Source organism: Bacillus sp. ISL-35 (genome assembly GCF_018613355.1).
GTDB lineage: Bacteria > Bacillota > Bacilli > Bacillales > Cytobacillaceae > Mesobacillus.
Window position 1 is genome coordinate 75,841 of the sequence record NZ_JAGGQK010000020.1, and the last position, 22,565, is coordinate 98,405.

The window sequence follows — 22,565 nt, forward strand, 5'->3', positions numbered from 1 at the left end:
CGAGTGGCAAAGATAAGAGTTCTCATCGTAGATGATTCAGCTTTCATGCGAAAGCTGATCAGCGACTTTCTATCAGAACACCCAGAGATAGAGATTATAGGCTCGGCGCGAAACGGAGAGGATGCCATAAGGAAATTCCGGGAAATGCGCCCTGATGTCATTACCCTTGATGTCGAAATGCCAAAACTGAATGGCCTCGAGGTCCTGAAAATGATCATGCAGGAACGTCCTCTTCCTGTCGTCATGCTTTCTAGCACAACTAAAGAAGGCGCGGACACGACACTGCAGGCAATTCAGGCAGGTGCGGTGGATTTTGTGGCAAAACCTTCAGGATCCATATCGATTGATCTACATAAAGTCAAAACAGAGTTAATCCAGAAAGTGCTGTCTGCAAGCAAGGCGAACCTGTCCAAAATAAACAGCCAGCATGAACCAAGAACAGTCAGAAAACAGGTGTCCCAGGCAGCAGAACCGGACAGAAAGCGATCTGAGGTCCTGTACAACAGAAGATTTGATCAAGAATCAAAAAAAATCGTCTGTATCGGAACGTCAACAGGAGGGCCAAGGGCTTTGCAGCAAGTATTAACCTCACTTCCTAAAGATATTGGCGTACCGGTGCTTGTTGTCCAGCACATGCCGCCCGGCTTTACCAAGTCCCTTGCCAGCCGACTGGATTCCTTGAGCCAGATTACCGTCAAGGAAGCGGAGGATGGAGAGCTGCTGCAAAAAGGAACAGCCTATATTGCCCCTGGCGGATTTCATTTGGAAGTTAAGAATGTTGGTACGGCTCTGGCAATCAGTTTAAGTCAATCACCACCTCGAAACGGTCATCGTCCTTCTGTGGACGTAATGTTCGAGTCGGTCAGCACCATCAAGAATTACTCGAAAATTGCTGTCATCATGACCGGGATGGGTGCGGATGGCTCAAAAGGGCTGGTTGAATTGAAAAAGAACGGCATGGTAAAAGCGATTGCCGAATCGCAGGATACATCCATTGTATTTGGGATGCCAAAAGCAGCGATTGCAACGAACATGGTTGATGACGTAGCAAATGTCGATCACATTGCAGAAACAATCATGAATTATATTTAAGGCCGGAGGTGCGGTGCACATGGAGTTAAATCAATATCTTGAAGTGTTTTTAGAAGAAAGTAGAGAGCATTTACAGACCTGTAATGAGCAGCTGCTGGAGCTGGAGAAAAATCCACAGGATTTGTCGATCATAAATGAAATTTTCAGATCTGCCCATACGTTAAAAGGGATGTCAGCAACGATGGGGTATGAGGATATAGCAAGCCTGACGCATCAAATGGAGAACGTTCTGGATGCAATCCGTAATAACCGTTTGCTCACGACTCCAGAAATCATCGATGTAATCTTTATGGCTGTTGACCATCTCGAGGATATGGTTGAATCTATCGGATCTGGAGGAGATGGGAAGAAGGACGTTTCCGAAACAGTCGAGAAGTTGAAATTGATTGAAAAGGGAGAGCCGTTATCAGGTTCTGCAGATTTGGAAGTGGCTGCAGCTGCAACCTTGGAAGCAACTCCAAAGTCTGCCTCCAGCTATGATGAATTTGAACTGACCGTCTTGAAGCAGTCCAAAGAACAGGGCTTCGGTGTGTATGAAATTGAAATCGGGTTGCGTGAAGATTGCCTTCTGAAAGCCGCCCGCGTGTACATGGTATTTGAAGTGCTGGAAAAAATCGGAGAGGTAATCAAAGCGAATCCTTCAGTTGAACAACTAGAGGAAGAGCAGTTTGATGATGAGTTTTCAGTAACCATTATCTCAAGGGAAGAGCCTGAAGATATCAAAGGAAAGATCATGAAGGTATCTGAAGTGGTCAAAACCGATGTGCGGCCAATTGATTTCAATGAAGCAAAACCAGACTTAACGACTGAAATCCCGGAAAAACCAATCGACACAGATACAGGAAAGTTACAAGCTGCTGAATCGTCTTCTGCCAACGCAATATCAGACGCAGCGCCAGTCCAAGAAGGTAAGAGCAGCGTTAAACAGCAGACTAATAGCAGCAAAACGATCCGTGTAAATATCGAACGGCTCGATATTCTCATGAATTTATTTGAAGAGTTAGTCATCGACCGCGGACGATTGGAGCAAATATCCAAAGAGTTGGAGAATGGCGAATTAACTGAAACGGTTGAGCGTATGTCCAGGATTTCCGGAGACTTGCAAAATATCATCCTGAATATGCGGATGGTGCAGGTGGAAACGGTATTCAATCGATTCCCTAGAATGATCCGTCAATTAGCGAGGGACTTGGATAAAAAAATCAATCTTGAAATCGTCGGCGCGGAAACAGAATTGGATCGTACTGTGATTGATGAAATCGGCGACCCACTCGTGCACTTACTGCGAAATTCTGTAGACCATGGCATTGAATCACCGGAAGTTCGCAGGGCCAAGGGCAAGAACGAAGAAGGAACTGTGGTGCTGCGTGCATTCCATAGCGGAAATCATGTGTTCATTGAAATTGAAGATGACGGTGCCGGAATCAACAAAGACAAAGTATTGCAGAAAGCCATCAGCAAGGGAATCATTACGGAACAATCCGCTGCTGGCTTTACGGATAAACAAGCCTATGAATTGATTCTTTCATCAGGTTTTTCTACAGCAGAGACCATTTCTGATATCTCCGGGCGCGGAGTAGGGCTGGATGTTGTGAAAAATACAATCGAATCACTGGGAGGCTCTATTTCTATTGATTCCAAGGAGAATCAGGGCACGATCTTCTCGATTCAGCTTCCGCTTACATTATCAATCATTTCGGTCATGTTAGTAGAAATCCAAAAGGAGAAATTCGCTATTCCGCTATCTTCTATTATCGAGACAGCGATTATCAAGGATTCTGAAATCATGAATGCCCATAATCAAAAGGTGATTGATTTCAGGGGCAAGGTCGTCCCGCTGCTATTCCTGAAAGATATCTTCGAGGTTCCTAACGAAGGAGAGGAAGATCAGTTCCACTCTGTCATAATTGTCCGAAAAGGAGATAAAATGGCTGGTTTGATCGTCGACTCCTTCATAGGCCAGCAAGAGGTAGTCCTAAAATCGCTAGGAAATTACTTAACCAATGTTTTTGCGATTTCCGGTGCAACGATTCTTGGTGATGGCCAGGTAGCATTGATTGTGGATTGCAACGCATTGATTAAATAGATTCCTTGGCAGACTGATGATGATATTTTAGGAGTGATGAAGATGGATGAAAGTTTGGTTTCAGATTTGAAAGTAATCGTTTTCCAATTAAATCAAAAAGAATATGCAGTCCCTGTGAGTCAGGTTAGGTCAATTGAAAAAATCATGCATATCACCAGAGTTCCACATGTGAACCCTTTTGTGAAAGGGGTTATGAACCTTAGAGGAGTGGTCACTCCTCTATTGGATTTGCGTGTCAGGTTTGGCATGGAGGAACAAAGTTACTCAGACAGCACCCGAGTCATCATTGTTGCAGATGATGATAAAGAAGTAGGGTTGATTGTGGATGGAGCAAACGATGTCATTGATATACCATCAAGCATGATTGAACCTCCGCCCGAGGTAGTAGGCCTTGCTGCAGAGGGATTCATCAAAGGAGTTGCCAATCTCGATAGAAGATTACTAATTTTAATTGATTTGGATAAAATTCTTGAGTCCGATGAAGTAAAAGCTATATAGGCGGAAAGGAATCTGGCTATGACTTTTCTAAAAAGCATTTCGGACATTCACCTGGATATTTTAAAAGAGGTTGGAAACATTGGCGCTGGTCATGCTGCAACAGCCTTATCAACTCTATTGAATAAAAAGATTGATATGAAAGTGCCCAGTGTCAGGGTCGTGTCATTCGACGAAGTGATGGAACTGGCAGGAGGCGCGGATAATGTCGTAGCAAGCGTATTCCTCCGGATCGAGGGAGAGGCTCCCGGGAGTATGTTTTTTATCCTTCCGCTCCCTCAGGCAGAAAAATATATCCGCCAGCTGACTAAGAACCAGTCATTCTCATTTTCCGATGAACAGGACAATGAGTTGGCATTGTCGGCACTTCAGGAATTAGGCAATATTTTATCAGGTTCTTATCTTTCCTCATTGTCCGATTTCACCAATTTAAGCATGTATCCATCTGTTCCTGCTCTTAGTATTGATATGGTGGGGGCAGTCATCAGTTTTGGGCTGTTGGAGTTATCACAGGTGAGTGATTACGCGATCGTGATTGATACGGCCCTGGATGAAGAAGATGCCAAGCTGCCAGAAAGTGTGAGAGGCCATTTCTTCTTATTGCCTGACCCTGATTCATTCCATATCATTTTTTCTGCGCTGGGAGTAAAGGTTGATGCATAAAACAGCAGAAATCATTAAAGTGGGCATTGCGGATATGAATATTGTGAAAGTACCTGATTTGATCCGGACCACTGGTCTGGGGTCCTGTGTTGGTGTGGTGCTGTATGATCAGGGTGCAGAATTGGCCGGCATGGCGCATATCATGCTTCCGGATTCATCGCTTTCGCGAACAGAACCGCTGAATAAGGCAAAATTCGCCGATACAGCAATCAAAGAACTTTTGGAAGTCATGATTCAATCAGGTGCAAGACAGGCAAGCATAAAAGCAAAGATTGCCGGTGGCGCACAAATGTTCCAGTTTTCAGGCAGCAGTGACATGATGAGAATTGGACCGAGGAATGTAGAAGGCGTTTTAAAGGAATTGAAAGAACTTCGAATTCCCCTCATAGCCCACGATGTAGGCGGCAATAGCGGCAGGACCATCGAATTCGATCCGAAGTCTGGTTTAATGCAAATCAGGACTGTGAATAAAGGGAATAGTGAGATTTAGTTAGGATAGCAACTAGAAAAATGCGTAATGCGCGTGAGGAGGGTGACAATGGTGCGAGGATCCACTTCGGAAGAACAGTTAACATGGGATAAATGGGTACAATCCCGAGATCCGGATGCGGGGAATATGCTGATAAAAAAATATATGCCACTTGTTTCCTACCATGTGCAAAGAATCTCTGTGAGTCTTCCGAAGAGTGTTTCCAGGGATGATTTAAGAAGCTTAGGGATGATTGGTTTATATGATGCTCTCGAAAAATTCGATCCAAACAGGGATCTGAAGTTTGATACATATTCTTCATTTCGGATTCGCGGGGCGATTTTGGACGGATTAAGAAAGGAAGACTGGCTTCCAAGAAGTACCCGGGAAAAAGCAAAGAAAATAGATGCAGCAATTGAGAGACTTGAACAGCGCTTGATGCGCAATGCGACTATTGAGGAAATTGCCAGTGAATTGAATATGGATGAAACGGAGATACACACAACTATCAATGAACATTTTTTCGCGAATGTCCTCTCAATAGATGAGCATCCAAATGAAAATGATGAACGTGACAACCAGTCATTCGTCATCAAGGACGAAAAGGCTGAGATCCCTGAGGACAAGCTCATTAAATCTGAGCTTCTTGAAGAAGTAGCTGACAAGATTTCAAAATTGAATGATAAAGAACAACTTGTGCTGAGTTTGTTTTACAAAGAAGAATTAACCTTAACAGAAATCGGTCAAGTCATGAATTTATCTACCTCCAGAATTTCACAAATTCATTCAAAGGCAATTTTTAAGTTGAGAAAATGGCTGGAATCAGCCTGATAAAAGGCAGGAGATGGATGTGGCGACGGATTATTTAGTGAGGATATCCAATGACAGGCTTTCTGCTGAACTTGAAATTGATATCCAGGAACATGATTTTTCATTATCTGTTCGAAATTTATTGAGCGTCCTGGAAAAAGAGAATATTGTGTTCGGTATTAAAATGGATGTATTGGCGCAAATTGCCGAAAATCCTGCTTCTGTTGAATATCCTGTAACAATTGCCGTTGGAATGCCAAATGTGGATGGTGAAGATTCCTATTTGCGCAATGAACTAACACAAACCAGCATGGAGGAACAGAAAGTCTTTCATTTCCGTTCGATTATGCATATCCCGTCAGTAAGGAAAGGTCAGTTGCTCGCATGTGTTGTCCCTCCTGTCAACGGAACACCTGGGAAAGACGTAACCGGAAGGATCGTTCCGGCAAAGCCCGGCCGTCCGCTTAGGGTCAAAGCAGGGGATAATGTGATGTTCGAAGCTGGACAATTTTATGCCGTATGCGATGGACAAGTAAGTATTACGCAGAAATCCATTTCCGTTAATCCTGTTTATGAGGTAAAAGGTGATCTTGATTTGAGAACAGGGAATTTGGACTTTGTGGGCAATATCGTCATAAAAGGCAATGTTCCCAGCGGTTATGAGCTGAAAGCCGGCGGGGACATCATCGTAGATGGACTAGTTGAAGCAGCCAATCTCCAGGCAGGAGGAAATATTGTCGTTAAAGGCGGAGTGGCCGGAGCGATGAAGGGGAGAATGACTGCAGGCGGGAACGTATTCGCCAATTATCTTAACCAGGCAAATGTAAAAGCTGGCCAGGATATCATTGTCAAGTCATCCATCCTCCACAGCAAACTGACAGCTGCTGGAAGTGTGGACTGCCAAACTGGCACTATCATCGGAGGTACCATTTCGGCTGGCCGGAATATTTCAGTCAAGGAACTAGGAAATGAGCTCTTTACCAAAACCGAGTTAGCTGTAGGCTGGGATCCCTTGCTTGAGAAAACTGAACAGGAAACGATTGCTTCCATCGAAACAGCAAGAGTGAATATACGGAAACTGACAGAAATAGAAGTGAAGCTTGCTGAAATTGGCAGGCGTGCAGGTGCCTTGACGAACGATCAGAAGCAAATGATTGCGAAACAGCGGAATACCAGGCTGCAGCTTGAAGAATCCCTAGCAGAACTGTTGGCAGATCTGGAGTTTTTACAGCTTGAAAAACAGGATCGATTGAATTCCTGCTTAACCGTTAATGATAAGGTATTCCCAAATACGAAGGTGTTTTTCGGGAAGTACGCCTTCTTGACAAACCAGATATACAAAAAGGTGAATTTCTATCTCGAAAATAGTGAGATTTCAATTAATCCGATTGTAAAAGTCGAGACTTCACAAGTTAGGAAGTGACATGATGAGCCTCAAAGCAATCGAAATGCAGATTGCTCTTCCGAGGACACATGATGCCGGCAAAATTCAAGAGCAACTTCAACAGCGGGGACAGCATCTTCAGGAGCATGCGGCACAAAGTGTGACGAAGGAAGATGATTTAAAACGCAAGACGGTGGTTAAAAACAACCAGAAGCAGGAAGCCCGCCTTAATCAGGAGGACGGCCAACCAGGAGGCCAACAGCAAAAGGGCAGGGACAATCAAAAGAACAAGGATGAACAAAATGTACAGCCACACCACCCTTATAAAGGGAAGGTGATTGATTACAGCGGATAGAGGGATACAATGACCACTTTTCTACTACTCTTAAGCCTCATACTGAACGCGGCGGCAATCTTCGCCATTATCCTATTATATTTACGGCAAAATCGGCTTGTTGAAGCAGAAAAAAAACAGGAAAAAATCATCAGCGAAATGGAAGAGATTTTTTCGTCCTATCTTTATGAATTGAAGGAAGAGAATGATAAATTTCTTGAGTTGATGACGAACACCAATATTCAAGTGAATACGGGCAAAGAGGAAATGCATCCTGATGAAACTAATATGGGATCACAGAAGGACCCCGAAGTCAGAAACCACAAAATCCAACAACACCGTCCCGGTAAAGGGATATCCTATCACGCTGCAAGACAGGCATACCATAAAGCAGGTGAATCAATCACAGTCCCGCCTGGAGATACGGAACTGACAGAAATCGATAACGGCCAACCTGCCGATCCAGAACCAAAAACAAAGGAAATCAGCTTGATTGATCAAGTTACAGCCATGAGACATCAGGGGCTGACGATCGAAGAAATAGCCAGGGATCTGGATAAAGGGAAAACGGAGATAGAACTTTTACTTAAATTTCGTCAAAATACAAAAGATTAACTTGATTGTCAGTTTTATTTATGCTATATTATCTCATGGTGTTAATACACACGTTCAATGATTTGGCCAGATGGTGCTGCGAAGGCAGTTCCTGGCTGAAGATGAGTTGGACGGAGGAAATCAAAACCATTAGGAGGAAACACAATGTCAGTAATTTCTATGAAGCAACTGCTTGAAGCTGGTGTACACTTCGGTCACCAGACTCGCCGTTGGAACCCTAAGATGAAGAAATATATCTTCACTGAGCGTAACGGCATCTACATCATCGACCTTCAAAAGACTGTTAAGAAGGTTGAAGAAGCTTACAACTACGTGAAAGAGCTAGCTGGTAACGGCGGTACTGTTCTTTTCGTAGGTACTAAGAAACAAGCTCAAGATTCTGTTAAAGAAGAAGCAGCTCGTTCTGGTATGTACTATGTGAACCAACGTTGGTTGGGTGGTACTCTAACTAACTTTGAAACAATCCAAAAGCGTATCTCTCGTCTTAAGAACATCGAAAGAATGTCAGAAGACGGAACTTTTGAAGTACTTCCTAAGAAAGAAGTAGTTCAATTGAAGAAAGAGCAAGAGCGTTTAGAAAAGTTCTTGGGCGGAATCAAGGACATGAAGGGCCTTCCAGATGCTCTTTTCATCATTGACCCACGCAAAGAGCGCATCGCTGTTGCTGAAGCACGCAAATTGAACATTCCTATCGTTGGAATTGTTGATACAAACTGTGATCCAGACGAAATCGACGTAGTTATCCCTGCGAACGATGACGCGATCCGCGCTGTTAAATTGTTAACTTCTAAAATGGCTGACGCTATTATTGAAGCTAAGCAAGGCGAAGAAACTACAGAAACTGTAGAAGCTTAATTTAAAATAAGGTGATATAGGGAAGCACCCTTTATCACCTTTTTTTAAGACTTTATTCCATATAAGCCTCATTAGGGTTTATATTGGCAAAATCAAGTTAAAATAAAGTATAGTTACATATAACCGAGATTTTAGGAGGAATTTCATTATGGCAATTACTGCACAAATGGTTAAAGAATTGCGCGAAAAAACTGGCGCAGGTATGATGGACTGCAAAAAGGCACTTCAGGAAACAAATGGTGATATGGACCAGGCAATCGATTTCCTTCGTGAAAAAGGTATCGCTAAAGCTGCGAAAAAAGCTGACCGTATCGCTGCTGAAGGAACAACTTACATCCTTACAGAAGGAAATGAAGCAGTCATCCTTGAAGTGAACTCTGAAACAGACTTCGTAGCAAAGAACGAAGGCTTCCAGGTTCTTGTTAAGGAAATCGCTGAGCATCTTCTTAAGAATAAGCCAGCATCTGTAGAAGAAGCTAATGCTCAAACAATGGGAAATGGCGATACAGTAGAAACGACTATCAACAATGCAATCGCTAAAATCGGTGAGAAGTTGTCACTTCGCCGCTTTAAAGTTGTAACTAAGACTGATAGCGATGCATTCGGTGCTTACCTTCACATGGGCGGACGCATTGGCGTTTTATCTGTTCTTGAAGGAACTACAGACGAAGCAGCAGCTAAAGATGTTTCTATGCACATCGCTGCATTGAACCCTAAATATGTATCACGTGATGAAGTATCACAAGAAGAAGTTGAGCATGAGCGTCAAATTCTTACACAACAAGCTCTTAACGAAGGCAAGCCAGAAAATATCGTTGCGAAAATGGTTGAAGGCCGCCTAAGCAAATATTTCGAAGATGTTTGTGTTCTTGATCAGGCATTCGTAAAGAACCCTGACCAAAAAGTACGCCAGTTTGTTGAATCAAAAGGCGGAACACTTCGTGAGTTCACTCGTTATGAAGTAGGCGAAGGCATCGAAAAGCGTGAAGATAACTTTGCTGAAGAAGTAATGAATCAGGTAAACAAGAAATAGTTTTTCACTAGCCTATGTAATTGCAGGGAACACTACAGTGTTCCCTGTTTTTGGACATAGCTTTAATTAGGCTTTTCCTTAAGCATGCGTGCATGCTTTCGCTAAGCCTTAAATTACATATGGAGGTACCCTATGACCAGCCCTAAATACAAAAGAGTTGTTTTAAAGTTAAGTGGAGAAGCATTAGCCGGAGAACAAGGATTTGGCATCAATCCGTCGGTAATCAAAAATGTTGCAGACCAGGTAAAGGAGATTGCTGAGCTGGGTGTGGAAGTCGCTGTAGTAGTAGGCGGAGGAAATATCTGGAGAGGCAAAATCGGCGAAGAAATGGGAATGGACAGAGCGACGGCAGACTATATGGGCATGCTTGCTACCGTCATGAATTCCCTGTCATTGCAGGACAGTCTGGAACAAGCGGGAATCGAGACAAGGGTTCAAACTTCCATCGAAATGCGTCAGGTTGCAGAACCGTATATTAGAAGAAGAGCAATCAGGCATCTCGAGAAGAAACGCGTTGTCATTTTTGCAGCAGGAACAGGAAATCCGTACTTCTCAACGGATACTACAGCTGCCTTGCGTGCTGCTGAGATCGAAGCAGATGTGATCCTTATGGCGAAAAATAATGTCGATGGTGTATATTCAGCTGATCCGCGCATTGACAAGAACGCAACTAAATATGAAGAACTTTCATACCTGGATGTGCTCAAGGAAGGTCTTGCTGTCATGGATTCAACAGCTTCATCCCTGTGTATGGACAATGATATCCCATTGATTGTATTCTCTATCATGGAAAAAGGTAATATTAAACGAGCCGTTATGGGCGAAACAATCGGAACAACAGTGAGGGGGAAAAACTAATGCCAAAACAAGCTATTGCTAATGTAAAAGAAAGAATGTCAAAAGCGATCCAGGCTTTTTCACGTGAACTTGCCAGCATCCGTGCAGGAAGAGCAAACGCCTCTCTTTTAGACAGGATTCAGGTGGATTATTATGGTGCACCAACACCAGTCAATCAGCTTGCCGGAATTTCTGTGCCGGAAGCTCGTCTTCTGGTCATCCAGCCGTATGATAAGTCAATCCTTGGAGAAATCGAAAAAGCCATCCTGAAGTCTGATTTGGGATTAAATCCTGCTAATGATGGATCCATCATTAGAATCGCGATTCCTCAGTTAACAGAAGAACGACGCAAAGAACTTGCAAAGCTCGTGAAAAAGGAAGCTGAAGAAGCGAAAATCGCTGTCCGTAACATCCGCCGTGATGGAAATGAAGACTTGAAGAAACTAGAGAAAAACGGAGAAATCACTGAAGATGACCTCCGTGGATACTCTGACGATATTCAAAAGCTTACTGATGAGCATATTGCCAAGATCGATCAGATTGCAAAAGACAAAGAAAAAGAAATCATGGAAGTTTAATTCCAGGTAGTGATCATCGAAAACCCTCTGTTTTCCAGGGGGTTTTTTCTCTATACATAATAGCGGGAATGAAGAGATTGGAATGTGAACCAGTCAGCTGTTTCAGAAGGACCTGGCAGAGAGTCATGGCATAGGAAATCAGCCATTTATTCTGGTGCAACAGCAAATTTTCGTAAAGTACATAAAACAATGAGTTTACGTAAACGGCCTGAATGATAGAATATAATAATATTAGCTGTATTATTCTGTTTTAACTTCGAACAACATAGTCTGTATATAAGGCGGCTATTGATCTCGAGCAGGCAAAAACAAAATAATATCACGCATAGTCCATCCGTTTATAGAGATATCTTTATTCTTTTTTGGTATGATAGTGGCATATGGAAAAGAAAGAGAGAAGAAAAGGATTACTCTATGGCTTTTGGTGAGCAGTCCAGCTTCAGTGCCAGACCATTACCGGGAAAAGTCAGCCCGGTTGATTGAATGGTGCTAAAGATAATCTTTTGGGGGAGCTGTCACAATGTTAAATAAAATGAATCCGTGGAAGAAGGATCCAAGTCCATCCGGTTTCCGAGATCGAATACTTCAAATAAAAGAACATCAAGTCCCGTCCCATGTAGCCATTATCATGGATGGAAACGGACGCTGGGCAAAAAAACGCGCGTTACCCCGTGTAGCTGGCCACCATGAAGGGATGAAGGTTGTCCGGAAAATTACCAAACTGGCCAATCAAATTGGGGTCAAAACTCTGACTGTATATGCTTTCTCTACAGAGAACTGGAAAAGGCCAAAAATGGAAGTTGATTTCCTGATGAAGCTGCCAGAAGAATTCCTTGGTACATTCCTTCCTGAATTAATTGAGGAAAATGTCCGGGTCGAAATGATAGGATACATGGATAAGCTTCCAGAGCATACAAGAAAAGCAGTTGGGAAAGCAATGGAGGATACTAAGGATAATACAGGCCTAGTTTTGAATTTTGCTCTTAATTACGGGAGCAGGGCAGAAATTTTAGATGGTGTCAAAAAAGTCATGGAAGATGTGAGAAGTGGCAAGATTTCAGAAGATGATTTGACCGAAGAAGTTTTTTCTTCGTACTTGATGACAAAGGACATGATTGATCCCGATTTACTGATCAGGACAAGCGGAGAAATTCGTTTAAGCAATTTCATGCTTTGGCAGCTTGCCTATACAGAGTTCTGGTTCACTGACGTACTTTGGCCCGATTTTAACGAAGAACATTTAATCGAAGCAATAGAAGCATTCCAGGGCCGTCAGCGGCGTTTTGGAGGAGTATAAAAAAGGTGTGAATAAGTAAATGAAGCAAAGAATCATTACAGCAGTCATAGCAGCAGCTATTTTTCTTCCAATCGTGATCTTCGGAGGCTGGCCATTCATCGCAATGGTATATTTAATAGCTTCCGTTGCCTTATATGAAGCGCTAAAAATGAAACAGTTAAATCTTTTTTCGGTTCCGGGAATTCTTTCCCTGGTCCTGTTATGGATTTTCCTGATTCCGAGTCAGTACAGCGGCTTTCTAAATGAGTTTGATTATACTAAATTGGAGCTTTTCTTCCTTGGAGTACTATTGTTTTTGACTTATACTGTCATTACTAAAAATCGATTCACATTTGAAGATGTTGCATTTTCGATTATGTCGACTCTTTATGTCGGACTTGGTTTTTACTTCTTTATTGAAACACGTGAAGCAAGCCTGATTTATGTATTTTATTCGCTGTTCATCATTTGGGCGACTGATTCAGGTGCGTATTTTATCGGAAGGGCAATTGGCAAACATAAGCTTTGGCCGGAAATCAGCCCAAACAAGACGACAGAGGGCTTTTTTGGAGGGATCGTATCCGCGCTTATCGTTGCTCTGTTGTTCAGCATATTCGGTGATATGGAAGTATCGGCTATCATCCTGTTGACTGCGACTGCTTTCTTATCTGTTTTTGGACAAATAGGCGATCTTGTCGAGTCTGCGCTGAAACGCCATTATAATGTCAAGGACTCAGGCAACATCCTCCCTGGACATGGCGGCATGCTAGACAGGTTTGACAGTCTGCTGTTTGTCTGGCCATTAATCCACTTATTCCATCTGTTGTGATTAATCTAAGATGGAACCTAAAAGCATGATCGTTCCGGGTGTGGACATTTACCCGTTGAAGATATTAGGAGTGAAAGAATAGTGAAAAGAATCAGCTTGTTGGGTGCGACGGGATCGATTGGGATCCAGACACTTGAAGTCATCAGGGAGCACCCCGAGGAGTTTAAACTTGTTTCAATGTCTGCTGGCCGGAACATAGAGCTAAGCAGGAAAATCATCAAAGAATTTCAGCCAGAACTGGTTTCAGTACAGGAAAAGGACGATGCCGACCGGTTAAAGTCAGAGTTTCCATCGGTCAAAATAGTGCATGGACTGGCTGGGCTTGAAGAAACAGCGGTCTTTAACAAGGCTGATGTCCTGGTAAATGCTGTCCTTGGCAGTGTAGGGTTAAGGCCGACTCTTGAAGCAATCCGTTCAGGCAAAACCATCGCGATTGCCAATAAAGAAACGCTTGTTACCGCCGGCCATATCGTCATGGAAGAAGCAAAACGCCATAAAGTGGCCATCCTTCCGGTCGACAGTGAACATTCTGCTATCTTCCAGGCTTTACAGGGAGAAAAAGAAAAAAATATTGAACGTTTGATCCTTACAGCATCAGGCGGAAGCTTCAGGGACCGGACAAGGGAAGAACTGCATGGGGTGACAAAATCAGATGCTTTGAACCATCCCAACTGGTCGATGGGAGCAAAAATAACGATTGATTCCGCCACAATGATGAACAAAGGTTTAGAGGTCATCGAAGCGCACTGGCTATTTTCTCTTCCGTATGACGATATTTCTGTTCTCCTCCACCGGGAGAGCATCATCCATTCGATGGTTGAATTCCATGATACCAGTATCATCGCCCAGCTCGGGACACCAGATATGAAAGTGCCGATTCAGTATGCTCTTACATACCCAGACCGGCTGCCGCTTGTGTCAGGAAAGAGACTGAACCTGGCCGAAATAGGAAGGCTTCACTTTAAGGATATGGATCTTGAACGATTCCGGTGCCTAAAGTTTGCTTATAATGCCGGACGGGCAGGAGGAACGATGCCTGCGGTGATGAACGCGGCAAACGAAGCAGCTGTTGCTGCCTTTTTAGAGGACAGAATCACTTTCCTCCAAATTGAAGACTTGATAGAGAAAGCAATGGAACATCATGGCATCATTGAAACTCCAGACCTCGAAACAATTCAAGAGGTTGACAGAGAGACAAGAAACTTTGTAAATTCGCTAGTATAAAGGTGAATCTTACAAAGTGGATTCTTATCCTTAAAAAAGGTGGTTAGATAATTTGAATACAGTTATTGCCTTCATTGTCATTTTTGGCGCCCTCGTATTCTTCCATGAACTTGGGCATCTGATATTCGCCAAACGGGCCGGCATCCTTTGCCGGGAATTTGCGATTGGATTCGGGCCTAAAGTCTTCTCGCACAAGAAAAATGAAACGGTTTATACGGTCCGTCTCCTCCCCATCGGCGGTTTTGTGAGAATGGCTGGCGAAGACCCGGAAATGATTGAAATCAAGCCAGGGCACAGAGTAGGTTTGCTTTTTAATAAGAATGATGAAGTTCAAAAAATCATCCTTACGAACAAGGACAAGTATCCTGATGCGAGGATCATCGAAGTTGAAAAAGCGGATATTGAACACGAGCTTTTTATTAAAGGTTATGAGGAAGGAGAGGACGACAGCCAGCTGAAATCCTTTCCTGTCAGTAAAACAGCGGTACTTGTCGAGAATGGTGTAGAGACACAGATTGCGCCATTTGACAGGCAGTTCGCATCAAAAACCCTTGGCCAAAGAACAATGGCGATCTTCGCAGGACCGATGATGAATTTTATCCTGGCAATGGTGATTTTCATTATCCTTGCTTTGTTTCAGGGGATTCCTTCAGACGAACCAGTACTGGGCAAGCTTACACCTGATGGCAGTGCCCTTAAAGCGGGTCTGCAGGAAGGGGATGTAGTCAACAGCATTGAAGGCTCAGAAGTTTCAAGCTGGCAGGATGTTGTGGAAATCATCCGCAAAAACCCTGGAAATGAACTTGATTTCTCGATCAACCGTGAAGGACAAAGCATGGAATTGCCGGTTACACCTGAAGTGAAAGACGTAGAAGGTGAAAAAATCGGCTTGATTGGTGTATACAGCCCTGTAGAAAAATCACCATTAAAGTCAATCTCGTATGGCGTCAAGGAAACATATTTCTGGACAACTGAAATTTTCTCCATGTTAGGGAAACTCTTGACTGGCCAATTTTCGATTGACGCTTTATCGGGCCCTGTAGGAATCTATGTGTCCACCGATACTGTGGCTAAGTCAGGAATTTTCTATTTAATGAAATGGGCTGCGATCCTAAGCATCAACCTCGGGATCATGAACTTGCTTCCATTCCCAGCTTTGGATGGCGGCAGGCTGACCTTCTTTGCGGTTGAAGCGCTTAGAGGAAAACCGATCGACAAGCAAAAAGAAGGAATGGTCCACTTCATTGGCTTTGCGTTATTGATGCTGCTGATGCTCGTGGTCACATGGAATGATATTCAAAGGTTTTTCCTGTAAAAAAAGATGGTTGGATATGAACTTCCTGCCCGGGATTAATCGGGCAGGAACATTTTTTCAAAGAGAGATGAAATAATCATAATGAGGTGTTAATCTATGAAGCAAAGTATGTCGCTTATTCCTACTTTAAGAGAAGTACCAGCTGACGCAGATGTAAAAAGCCATCAGCTTTTGCTAAGAGCCGGCTTCATCCGTCAAAATGCCAGCGGTATATATACATACATGCCTTTAGGGCGAAAGGTCCTGCAAAAAGTAGAGGCAATCATCAGGGAAGAAATGAACCATGCCGGTGCGGCTGAGTTATTCATGCCTGCGCTCCAGCAAGCGGAACTATGGCAGGAATCCGGCCGCTGGTATTCTTATGGTCCAGAGCTAATGAGACTGAAGGACAGGAATGATCGTGAGTTTGCCCTTGGCGCGACCCATGAAGAGGTCATCACCAGCCTTGTGCGTGATGAAGTAAAGTCTTATAAGCGCTTGCCGCTGACACTTTATCAGATCCAAACAAAATTCCGTGACGAAAAGCGACCAAGATTCGGACTCCTTCGCGGCCGTGAATTCATCATGAAGGATGCTTATTCCTTCCATGCAACCCAGGAAAGTCTGGATGAAGTATATGAACGCATTTTTCAGGCATATTCCAATGTGTTCCGGCGTTGTGGCCTGAATTTTCGTGCAGTCATTGCTGATTCGGGAGCAATGGGAGGAAAAGACACCCATGAGTTCATGGTTCTTTCAGATATTGGAGAGGATACAATTGCCTACTCTGATACATCCAATTATGCTGCGAACATCGAAATGGCTCCAGTCACTGCAGTGTACGAAAAGAGCTGCGAACCGGCTAAAGAGCTGGAAAAAGTCCGCACAGAAGGCAAGAAGACAATCGAAGAAGTTTCAGGTTTCCTGAATGTCGAAGAGAAAGATTGCATCAAGTCTCTGCTGTTCAAAGTAGATGATCGCTTTGTGCTTGTTTTGGTACGTGGGGACCATGAAGTGAACGATATCAAACTGAAAAATTATTATGGAGCTGCGATTGTTGAATTAGCAGATACCAATACGACTAATGAAGTACTTGGCTGCTCTGTTGGCTCCCTGGGACCAATAGGCGTGGATGGCGTAGAGGTCATCGCAGATCATGCTGTTGAAGCTATCGTCAACGGTGTCTGTGGCGCTAATGAAGAAGATTACCATTATACAAATGTGAATCCTGAACGTGACTTCAAGAATACAGCCTATATTGACCTTCGCTTTATTAAAGAAGGAGATCCATCTCCAGACGGACAGGGAACGATCGTTTTCGCAAAGGGAATCGAAGTAGGCCATGTATTCAAGCTAGGCACAAGGTATAGCGAATCGATGAATGCTGAAATCCTTGATGAAAACGGAAGGTCAAAGCCAATGATCATGGGCTGCTATGGTATCGGGGTATCTCGTACAATGGCAGCAGTTGCCGAGCAATTCAATGATGAAAGCGGACTTGTATGGCCAACGAATATTTCTCCATTCGACGTCCATCTGATCGCTGTGAACATGAAAGACAGTGCACAGGCAGAACTGGCTGAAGACCTGTATTCCAGCCTGCAGCATGCAGGAATGGAAATCCTGATGGATGACCGACAGGAGCGCCCAGGAGTGAAATTCGCTGATTCGGACCTCATTGGTTTGCCTGTAAGAGTCACCGTCGGCAAGAAAGCCAGTGAAGGAATCGTCGAAGTCAAAATCCGCAAAAACGGCGAAATGCAGGAAGTGCACAAAGATGATCTGGCGAATACACTGAAAAACATTTTGAAAGAACTATAATCAGAAGGCGGATCCTTTATCAGGGTCCGCTTTTTCATTTTAATCGATTATAGCTATACTTTGAGAGATTAATGAAATTAGAGCTTGTTTAAAGAAATTAATAATATATAAGAGAATAGTTCTTCCTGTCCTGCGGGATCAGCTGGTCAGGTGAGACCCCGCGGACGCCAACGGCGGCGTGGAGGCTCACCGCCAGCCAGGAAGAATTGCCTTTTGAAAAAGCCGGCTGTTGGGCTTTTTCATTATTCTTCCAGCGGATAACGAAGCGCCCGGAACGGAAATCAACAGCCCCCTTCCTACCTCGACTAAGTGAAAAAACGTTATTTTTGTCTTTGTTTTAACCACTCGAGTTTAGTTGTAAGGAATGCAATGATTAATCGAAATGGAAATATCAAACACGGGTAACGGCGCAACCATTTTATGTTATAATAACCTTTGCTATTAAACACTAAATGATAAAACTAAAACAGTTTTCAACGGGCCATTTCGCCCGATAGATAGAAATAAAGCTTTTCAGATGGGAGAGAAATAAACATGAGTGATCTTTCGTCAGGGAAAAAAGAAAGGTTTCAGCTCCTGCTGCAGCAGCTGCAGCTTACAGAAGATGCCATTGTCACCCAATTCCAAAATGCTGAAATTGACAGGGTCATAATTGAAAAGCAGGCAAGGAAATGGCATTTCTTTTTCCAATTTGAAAGAATCATTCCTAGTCAGCTTTTTAGCAGCTTTGCAGGAAAACTCGAGCAGACCTTTTCACATATTGCAAAGATATCCTACTCGGTGAAAGTGCTGGAGCAGGCAATCAGCGAACAGCAAATCCTTGATTACTGGAAGATGTGCATAAAGGAAATTGATGGGATTGCACCTCCGTTATTGAAGCTCCTGAATGAACAGGTACCAAAAGTTCAGGGGACAAAAATCATTCTAACAGCCAGGAATGAAGCTGAAGGACTTGCTCTTAAAAGGAAATACGGGGTCATTATTGCTGAGATCTACCAGGGTTTCGGTTTTCCGCCATTGATAGTGGATACTGTTGTCAGTGAAGATAGCAGTTCGGATGAATATGAAAAATTCATGAAGGCAAAAGAGAAGGAAGACCAGGAACGCGGATTGATGGCGATGATTGAAATGCAGAAGAAGGAAGCAGAAAAAGCCCAGGGGGATGGACCAGCTCAGGATGGGCCAGTAACCATCGGCCTGACGATCAAAGATGATGCTGATTTCCGCAAGCTTGAGGACATCATTGATGAAGAGCGCCGCGTAGCTGTCGAAGGATATGTATTCTTCGCCGAGACCAAAGAGCTTCGCAGCGGCAGGACGCTTCTGACCTTCAAGATTACCGATTACACCAGCTCCATCATGGTAAAAATGTTCTCGCGAGATAAGGAAGACGCCGCTATTTACCAGCGCATTTCAAAAGGGATGTGGCTAAAGGTAAGAGGAAGCATCCAAAACGACACCTTTGTTCGCGATCTTGTCATGATTGGAAATGACGTGAATGAAATCAAGCCTAAAGGAAGAATTGATTCTGCGCCAGAAGGCGAAAAAAGAGTCGAGCTTCACCTTCACAGTCCAATGAGCCAGATGGATGCAGTGACTCCTGTCAGCGCACTGGTCGCCCAGGCAGCAAAGTGGGGACACAAAGCCGTTGCGATTACAGACCATGCAGTCGTCCAATCTTACCCGGAGGCATATGGAGCCGGGAAGAAAAATGATATCAAAATCCTTTATGGTGTAGAAATCAACCTTGTGGATGATGGGGTGCCGATTGCGTATAATGACGCTCATCGAGTGCTGGCTGATGATACGTATGTCGTTTTTGACGTCGAAACAACAGGTCTTTCAGCTGTATATGATACGATTATTGAACTTGCCGCTGTCAAAATCCGCGGCGGTGAAATCATCGACCGGTTCGAATCGTTCGCAAATCCACACCATCGGTTGTCGGCCACGACGATCAACCTAACCGGCATCACGGATGATATGGTCCGAAATGCACCGGAGGTAAGTGAAGTCCTGCAAAAGTTCCATGAGTGGACAGCAGACAGTGTTCTTGTTGCCCACAACGCATCATTCGATATGGGCTTCCTGAATGTCGGCTATAAAAAGATTGGTATAGGAAAAGCTCCAAATCCGGTAATTGATACACTGGAATTAGGCCGCTTCCTGTATCCTGATATGAAGAACCATAGATTGAATACCCTTGCCAAAAAGTTCGATATTGAATTGACACAGCATCACCGTGCGATTTATGATGCCGAAGCGACCGGGTACCTATTGTTGAAAATGCTAAAGGATGCCGCTGAAAAGGGACTGGAATACCATGACCAGCTGAATGACAATATGGGTCAGGGGAAAGCTTTCCAAAGAGCTCGTCCATATCACGCCACATTGCTGGCTAAAAATGAAGTCGGTTTGAAAAACATCTTCAAGCTGGTTTCGATTTCTCATATTGATTATTTTTACAGAGTGCCAAGAATTCCGCGTTCGTTGCTGAATAAGCATCGCGAAGGGATCTTGATTGGTTCCGGATGCGACAAAGGGGAAGTTTTTGAAGGCATGATGCAAAAAGGTCCAGAAGAGGTCGAAGAGGCAGCGCAGTTCTATGACTATCTTGAAGTCCACCCAAAAGCAGTTTATGCCCACTTGCTGGAGCTGGAATTAGTCAGGGACCAGAAAGCACTCGAGGATATTATTACAAATATCGTCAAGCTTGGAGAGAAACTGGACTTGCCGGTAGTTGCTACAGGAAATGTCCATTACTTAAATGAAAATGATAAGATCTACCGCAAAATTCTCGTAAATTCCCAGGGCGGTGCTAATCCACTGAACCGGCATGAGCTTCCTGACGTTCATTTCAGGACCACGAATGAAATGCTGGACGCCTTTAAGTTTTTGGGAGAGGAAAAAGCGAAAGAAATTGTCGTTGAAAATACGAACAAGGTTGCTGATATGATCGATGTTATCAAACCGATCAAAGACGATCTTTACACGCCAAAAATTGAAGGCGCCGATGAAGAAATGCGCAGCATGAGCTATGGAATGGCCCGAAGCATCTATGGGGATGACCTTCCTGAAATCGTAGAGGCACGCCTTGAAAAAGAACTGAAGAGTATCATAGATAATGGATTTGCTGTTATCTATTTGATTTCTCATAAACTCGTTAAAAAATCTTTGGATGATGGCTATCTCGTAGGTTCCCGTGGATCAGTCGGTTCTTCTTTCGTTGCGACAATGACTGAAATCACGGAAGTCAACCCGCTGCCGCCGCACTATGTATGCCCTAAGTGCAAGAAATCTGAGTTCTTCAATGATGGTTCGGTCGGTTCAGGTTTTGACCTTCCTGACAAGGACTGCCCGGATTGCGGTATAAAATATAAAAAGGACGGTCACGACATTCCGTTTGAAACCTTCCTTGGATTTAAAGGGGACAAGGTTCCCGATATCGACTTGAACTTCTCGGGTGAATACCAGCCGCGTGCCCATAACTATACGAAAGTCCTGTTTGGTGAGGATTATGTTTACCGCGCTGGAACAATTGGGACAGTTGCGGATAAAACAGCGTATGGTTATGTAAAAGGCTATCAGGGTGACAATAACCTCAATCTGAGGGGGGCGGAAATAGACCGTCTCGCATCTGGCTGTACTGGTGTCAAACGAACAACCGGACAGCACCCTGGCGGAATCATTGTTGTGCCGGATTACATGGATATTTTTGATTTTTCGCCGATCCAATTCCCGGCAGACAGCAGCACTTCCGAATGGAAAACGACTCACTTTGATTTCCATTCAATTCACGATAACTTGTTAAAGCTGGATATTCTCGGTCACGATGACCCGACCGTAATCAGGATGCTTCAGGATTTAAGCGGAATCGACCCTAAGACAATTCCGACGGATGATCCTGAGGTGATGAAGATTTTCAGCGGTACAGAATCTATCGGTGTTACAGCGGAACAAATCATGTCGAAGACTGGATCGCTGGGGATTCCGGAATTTGGTACGCGCTTTGTACGCCAGATGCTTGAGGATACGAAGCCGACGACATTCTCGGAGCTTGTCCAGATCTCCGGCCTTTCCCATGGAACGGACGTTTGGCTCGGCAATGCCCAGGAATTGATCCATAACAATATCTGTAACCTTAGCGAGGTAATTGGCTGCCGTGATGATATCATGGTTTACCTGATCTATCAGGGCCTTGAGCCGGCATTCGCCTTTAAAATCATGGAATCTGTCCGTAAAGGTAAAGGCCTGACGGATGAAATGGAAGAGGAAATGCGGAAGAACAAGGTGCCTGAATGGTATATTGATTCTTGTAAAAAGATCAAGTACATGTTCCCTAAAGCCCACGCAGCTGCCTACGTTCTGATGGCTGTCAGGATCGCGTATTTCAAAGTGCACCATCCGCTCATGTACTATGCAGCATACTTCACAGTCAGAGCAGATGATTTCGATGTAGACGCGATGGTCCGTGGATCAGAAAGTATCCGAGCAGTCATCGAGGAAATCAACGCCAAAGGGCTTGATGCTTCGACAAAAGAGAAGAACTTGATGACCGTAATGGAACTGGCACTTGAAATGTGTGAACGCGGATTTGGGTTCGCAAAAGTAGATTTGTACAAATCAAGTGCAACAGAATTCATCATAGAAGGCGATAAATTGATTCCGCCATTCAATGCGATCCCTGGACTCGGTACAAACGCTGCGATCAATATTGTCAATGCGCGTCAACAGGGAGAATTCCTGTCAAAAGAAGACCTCCAGCAGCGCGGAAAGATCTCAAAAACAATCCTGGAATATCTCGACAATCATGGCTGCCTGGAAGGAATGCCTGACCAGAACCAATTGTCATTATTCTAATGGAGGTCCA

Annotated in this window: 19 protein-coding genes; all 19 read left to right on the top strand. The window is 43.9% G+C overall.

Going from position 1 to position 22,565, the window contains the following annotated elements:
- Window positions 1-3 precede the first annotated feature (3 nt).
- The 19 genes from J7E38_RS20615 (at window position 4) to J7E38_RS20705 (ending at window position 22,555) form a co-directional block, all read left to right on the top strand.
- Window positions 4-1,092: a protein-glutamate methylesterase/protein-glutamine glutaminase gene (locus tag J7E38_RS20615; protein ID WP_215038876.1), complete on the top strand. Its 1,089-nt coding sequence runs from the start codon at window positions 4-6 to the stop codon at window positions 1,090-1,092.
- A 19-nt stretch (window positions 1,093-1,111) separates the two neighbouring features.
- Window positions 1,112-3,178, top strand: a complete 2,067-nt coding sequence (locus J7E38_RS20620; protein WP_214704064.1) for a chemotaxis protein CheA — start codon at window positions 1,112-1,114, stop codon at window positions 3,176-3,178.
- 42 nt (window positions 3,179-3,220) lie between these two features.
- Window positions 3,221-3,676 carry a chemotaxis protein CheW gene (locus J7E38_RS20625; RefSeq protein WP_214704065.1) on the top strand — a complete coding sequence of 152 codons (456 nt, stop codon included), beginning with the start codon at window positions 3,221-3,223 and terminating at the stop codon, window positions 3,674-3,676.
- Window positions 3,677-3,694: 18 nt separating this feature from the next.
- On the top strand, window positions 3,695-4,336 hold the full coding sequence (locus J7E38_RS20630) for a chemotaxis protein CheC (RefSeq protein WP_214704067.1): 642 nt from the start codon (window positions 3,695-3,697) through the stop codon (window positions 4,334-4,336).
- Complete coding sequence (locus tag J7E38_RS20635) at window positions 4,329-4,826, top strand: chemotaxis protein CheD (protein ID WP_214704069.1); 498 nt, start codon at window positions 4,329-4,331, stop codon at window positions 4,824-4,826. The genes J7E38_RS20630 and J7E38_RS20635 overlap by 8 nt, the downstream gene beginning before the upstream one ends.
- Window positions 4,827-4,874: 48 nt before the next feature.
- Entirely contained in the window at window positions 4,875-5,636 is a 762-nt protein-coding gene (locus J7E38_RS20640) for a FliA/WhiG family RNA polymerase sigma factor (protein WP_214704071.1), read from the top strand.
- Window positions 5,637-5,655: 19 nt separating this feature from the next.
- Window positions 5,656-7,038, top strand: a complete 1,383-nt coding sequence (locus J7E38_RS20645) for a flagellar assembly protein A (RefSeq protein ID WP_214704073.1) — start codon at window positions 5,656-5,658, stop codon at window positions 7,036-7,038.
- Between the two features lie 4 nt (window positions 7,039-7,042).
- On the top strand, window positions 7,043-7,354 hold the full coding sequence (locus tag J7E38_RS20650) for a hypothetical protein (RefSeq protein ID WP_215038884.1): 312 nt from the start codon (window positions 7,043-7,045) through the stop codon (window positions 7,352-7,354).
- 9 nt (window positions 7,355-7,363) lie between these two features.
- Window positions 7,364-7,948, top strand: a complete 585-nt coding sequence (locus J7E38_RS20655) for a hypothetical protein (RefSeq protein ID WP_214704076.1) — start codon at window positions 7,364-7,366, stop codon at window positions 7,946-7,948.
- 144 nt (window positions 7,949-8,092) lie between these two features.
- Window positions 8,093-8,803, top strand: coding sequence for a 30S ribosomal protein S2 (gene rpsB, locus J7E38_RS20660; protein ID WP_192470361.1), 711 nt, complete (start codon window positions 8,093-8,095; stop codon window positions 8,801-8,803).
- Window positions 8,804-8,951: 148 nt separating this feature from the next.
- Complete coding sequence (gene tsf / locus J7E38_RS20665; protein ID WP_214704078.1) at window positions 8,952-9,836, top strand: translation elongation factor Ts; 885 nt, start codon at window positions 8,952-8,954, stop codon at window positions 9,834-9,836.
- 132 nt (window positions 9,837-9,968) lie between these two features.
- Window positions 9,969-10,694, top strand: a complete 726-nt coding sequence (gene pyrH, locus J7E38_RS20670; protein ID WP_214704083.1) for a UMP kinase — start codon at window positions 9,969-9,971, stop codon at window positions 10,692-10,694.
- Window positions 10,694-11,251 (top strand): ribosome recycling factor, encoded by a 558-nt coding sequence (gene frr, locus J7E38_RS20675; protein WP_214704086.1) that lies wholly within the window; start codon window positions 10,694-10,696, stop codon window positions 11,249-11,251. The genes pyrH and frr overlap by 1 nt, the downstream gene beginning before the upstream one ends.
- 520 nt (window positions 11,252-11,771) lie before the next feature.
- Complete coding sequence (locus tag J7E38_RS20680) at window positions 11,772-12,548, top strand: undecaprenyl pyrophosphate synthase (protein ID WP_214704088.1); 777 nt, start codon at window positions 11,772-11,774, stop codon at window positions 12,546-12,548.
- A gap of 19 nt (window positions 12,549-12,567) precedes the next feature.
- A complete protein-coding gene (locus J7E38_RS20685) occupies window positions 12,568-13,356 on the top strand; it encodes a phosphatidate cytidylyltransferase (RefSeq protein WP_214704091.1) in 789 nt (262 codons plus the stop codon).
- Window positions 13,357-13,437: 81 nt separating this feature from the next.
- Entirely contained in the window at window positions 13,438-14,580 is a 1,143-nt protein-coding gene (locus J7E38_RS20690) for a 1-deoxy-D-xylulose-5-phosphate reductoisomerase (protein ID WP_215038886.1), read from the top strand.
- Between the two features lie 52 nt (window positions 14,581-14,632).
- Window positions 14,633-15,895 (top strand): RIP metalloprotease RseP, encoded by a 1,263-nt coding sequence (rseP, locus tag J7E38_RS20695; protein ID WP_214704093.1) that lies wholly within the window; start codon window positions 14,633-14,635, stop codon window positions 15,893-15,895.
- Between the two features lie 96 nt (window positions 15,896-15,991).
- A complete protein-coding gene (locus tag J7E38_RS20700) occupies window positions 15,992-17,695 on the top strand; it encodes a proline--tRNA ligase (protein WP_214704095.1) in 1,704 nt (567 codons plus the stop codon).
- A gap of 534 nt (window positions 17,696-18,229) precedes the next feature.
- Window positions 18,230-22,555 carry a PolC-type DNA polymerase III gene (locus tag J7E38_RS20705; RefSeq protein ID WP_214704102.1) on the top strand — a complete coding sequence of 1,442 codons (4,326 nt, stop codon included), beginning with the start codon at window positions 18,230-18,232 and terminating at the stop codon, window positions 22,553-22,555.
- Window positions 22,556-22,565 lie beyond the last annotated feature (10 nt).

Excerpts from the sequence above, each read along its gene's own strand:
- J7E38_RS20620 (WP_214704064.1), top strand. The coding sequence starts at position 1,112 with ATGGAGTTAAATCAATATCTTGAAGTGTTTTTAGAAGAAAGTAGAGAG.
- J7E38_RS20625 (WP_214704065.1), top strand. The coding sequence starts at position 3,221 with ATGGATGAAAGTTTGGTTTCAGATTTGAAAGTAATCGTTTTCCAATTA.
- J7E38_RS20630 (WP_214704067.1), top strand. The coding sequence starts at position 3,695 with ATGACTTTTCTAAAAAGCATTTCGGACATTCACCTGGATATTTTAAAA.
- J7E38_RS20635 (WP_214704069.1), top strand. The coding sequence starts at position 4,329 with ATGCATAAAACAGCAGAAATCATTAAAGTGGGCATTGCGGATATGAAT.
- J7E38_RS20640 (WP_214704071.1), top strand. The coding sequence starts at position 4,875 with ATGGTGCGAGGATCCACTTCGGAAGAACAGTTAACATGGGATAAATGG.
- J7E38_RS20650 (WP_215038884.1), top strand. The coding sequence starts at position 7,043 with ATGAGCCTCAAAGCAATCGAAATGCAGATTGCTCTTCCGAGGACACAT.
- J7E38_RS20655 (WP_214704076.1), top strand. The coding sequence starts at position 7,364 with ATGACCACTTTTCTACTACTCTTAAGCCTCATACTGAACGCGGCGGCA.
- rpsB (WP_192470361.1), top strand. The coding sequence starts at position 8,093 with ATGTCAGTAATTTCTATGAAGCAACTGCTTGAAGCTGGTGTACACTTC.
- tsf (WP_214704078.1), top strand. The coding sequence starts at position 8,952 with ATGGCAATTACTGCACAAATGGTTAAAGAATTGCGCGAAAAAACTGGC.
- pyrH (WP_214704083.1), top strand. The coding sequence starts at position 9,969 with ATGACCAGCCCTAAATACAAAAGAGTTGTTTTAAAGTTAAGTGGAGAA.
- frr (WP_214704086.1), top strand. The coding sequence starts at position 10,694 with ATGCCAAAACAAGCTATTGCTAATGTAAAAGAAAGAATGTCAAAAGCG.
- J7E38_RS20680 (WP_214704088.1), top strand. The coding sequence starts at position 11,772 with ATGTTAAATAAAATGAATCCGTGGAAGAAGGATCCAAGTCCATCCGGT.
- J7E38_RS20685 (WP_214704091.1), top strand. The coding sequence starts at position 12,568 with ATGAAGCAAAGAATCATTACAGCAGTCATAGCAGCAGCTATTTTTCTT.
- J7E38_RS20700 (WP_214704095.1), top strand. The coding sequence starts at position 15,992 with ATGAAGCAAAGTATGTCGCTTATTCCTACTTTAAGAGAAGTACCAGCT.
- J7E38_RS20705 (WP_214704102.1), top strand. The coding sequence starts at position 18,230 with ATGAGTGATCTTTCGTCAGGGAAAAAAGAAAGGTTTCAGCTCCTGCTG.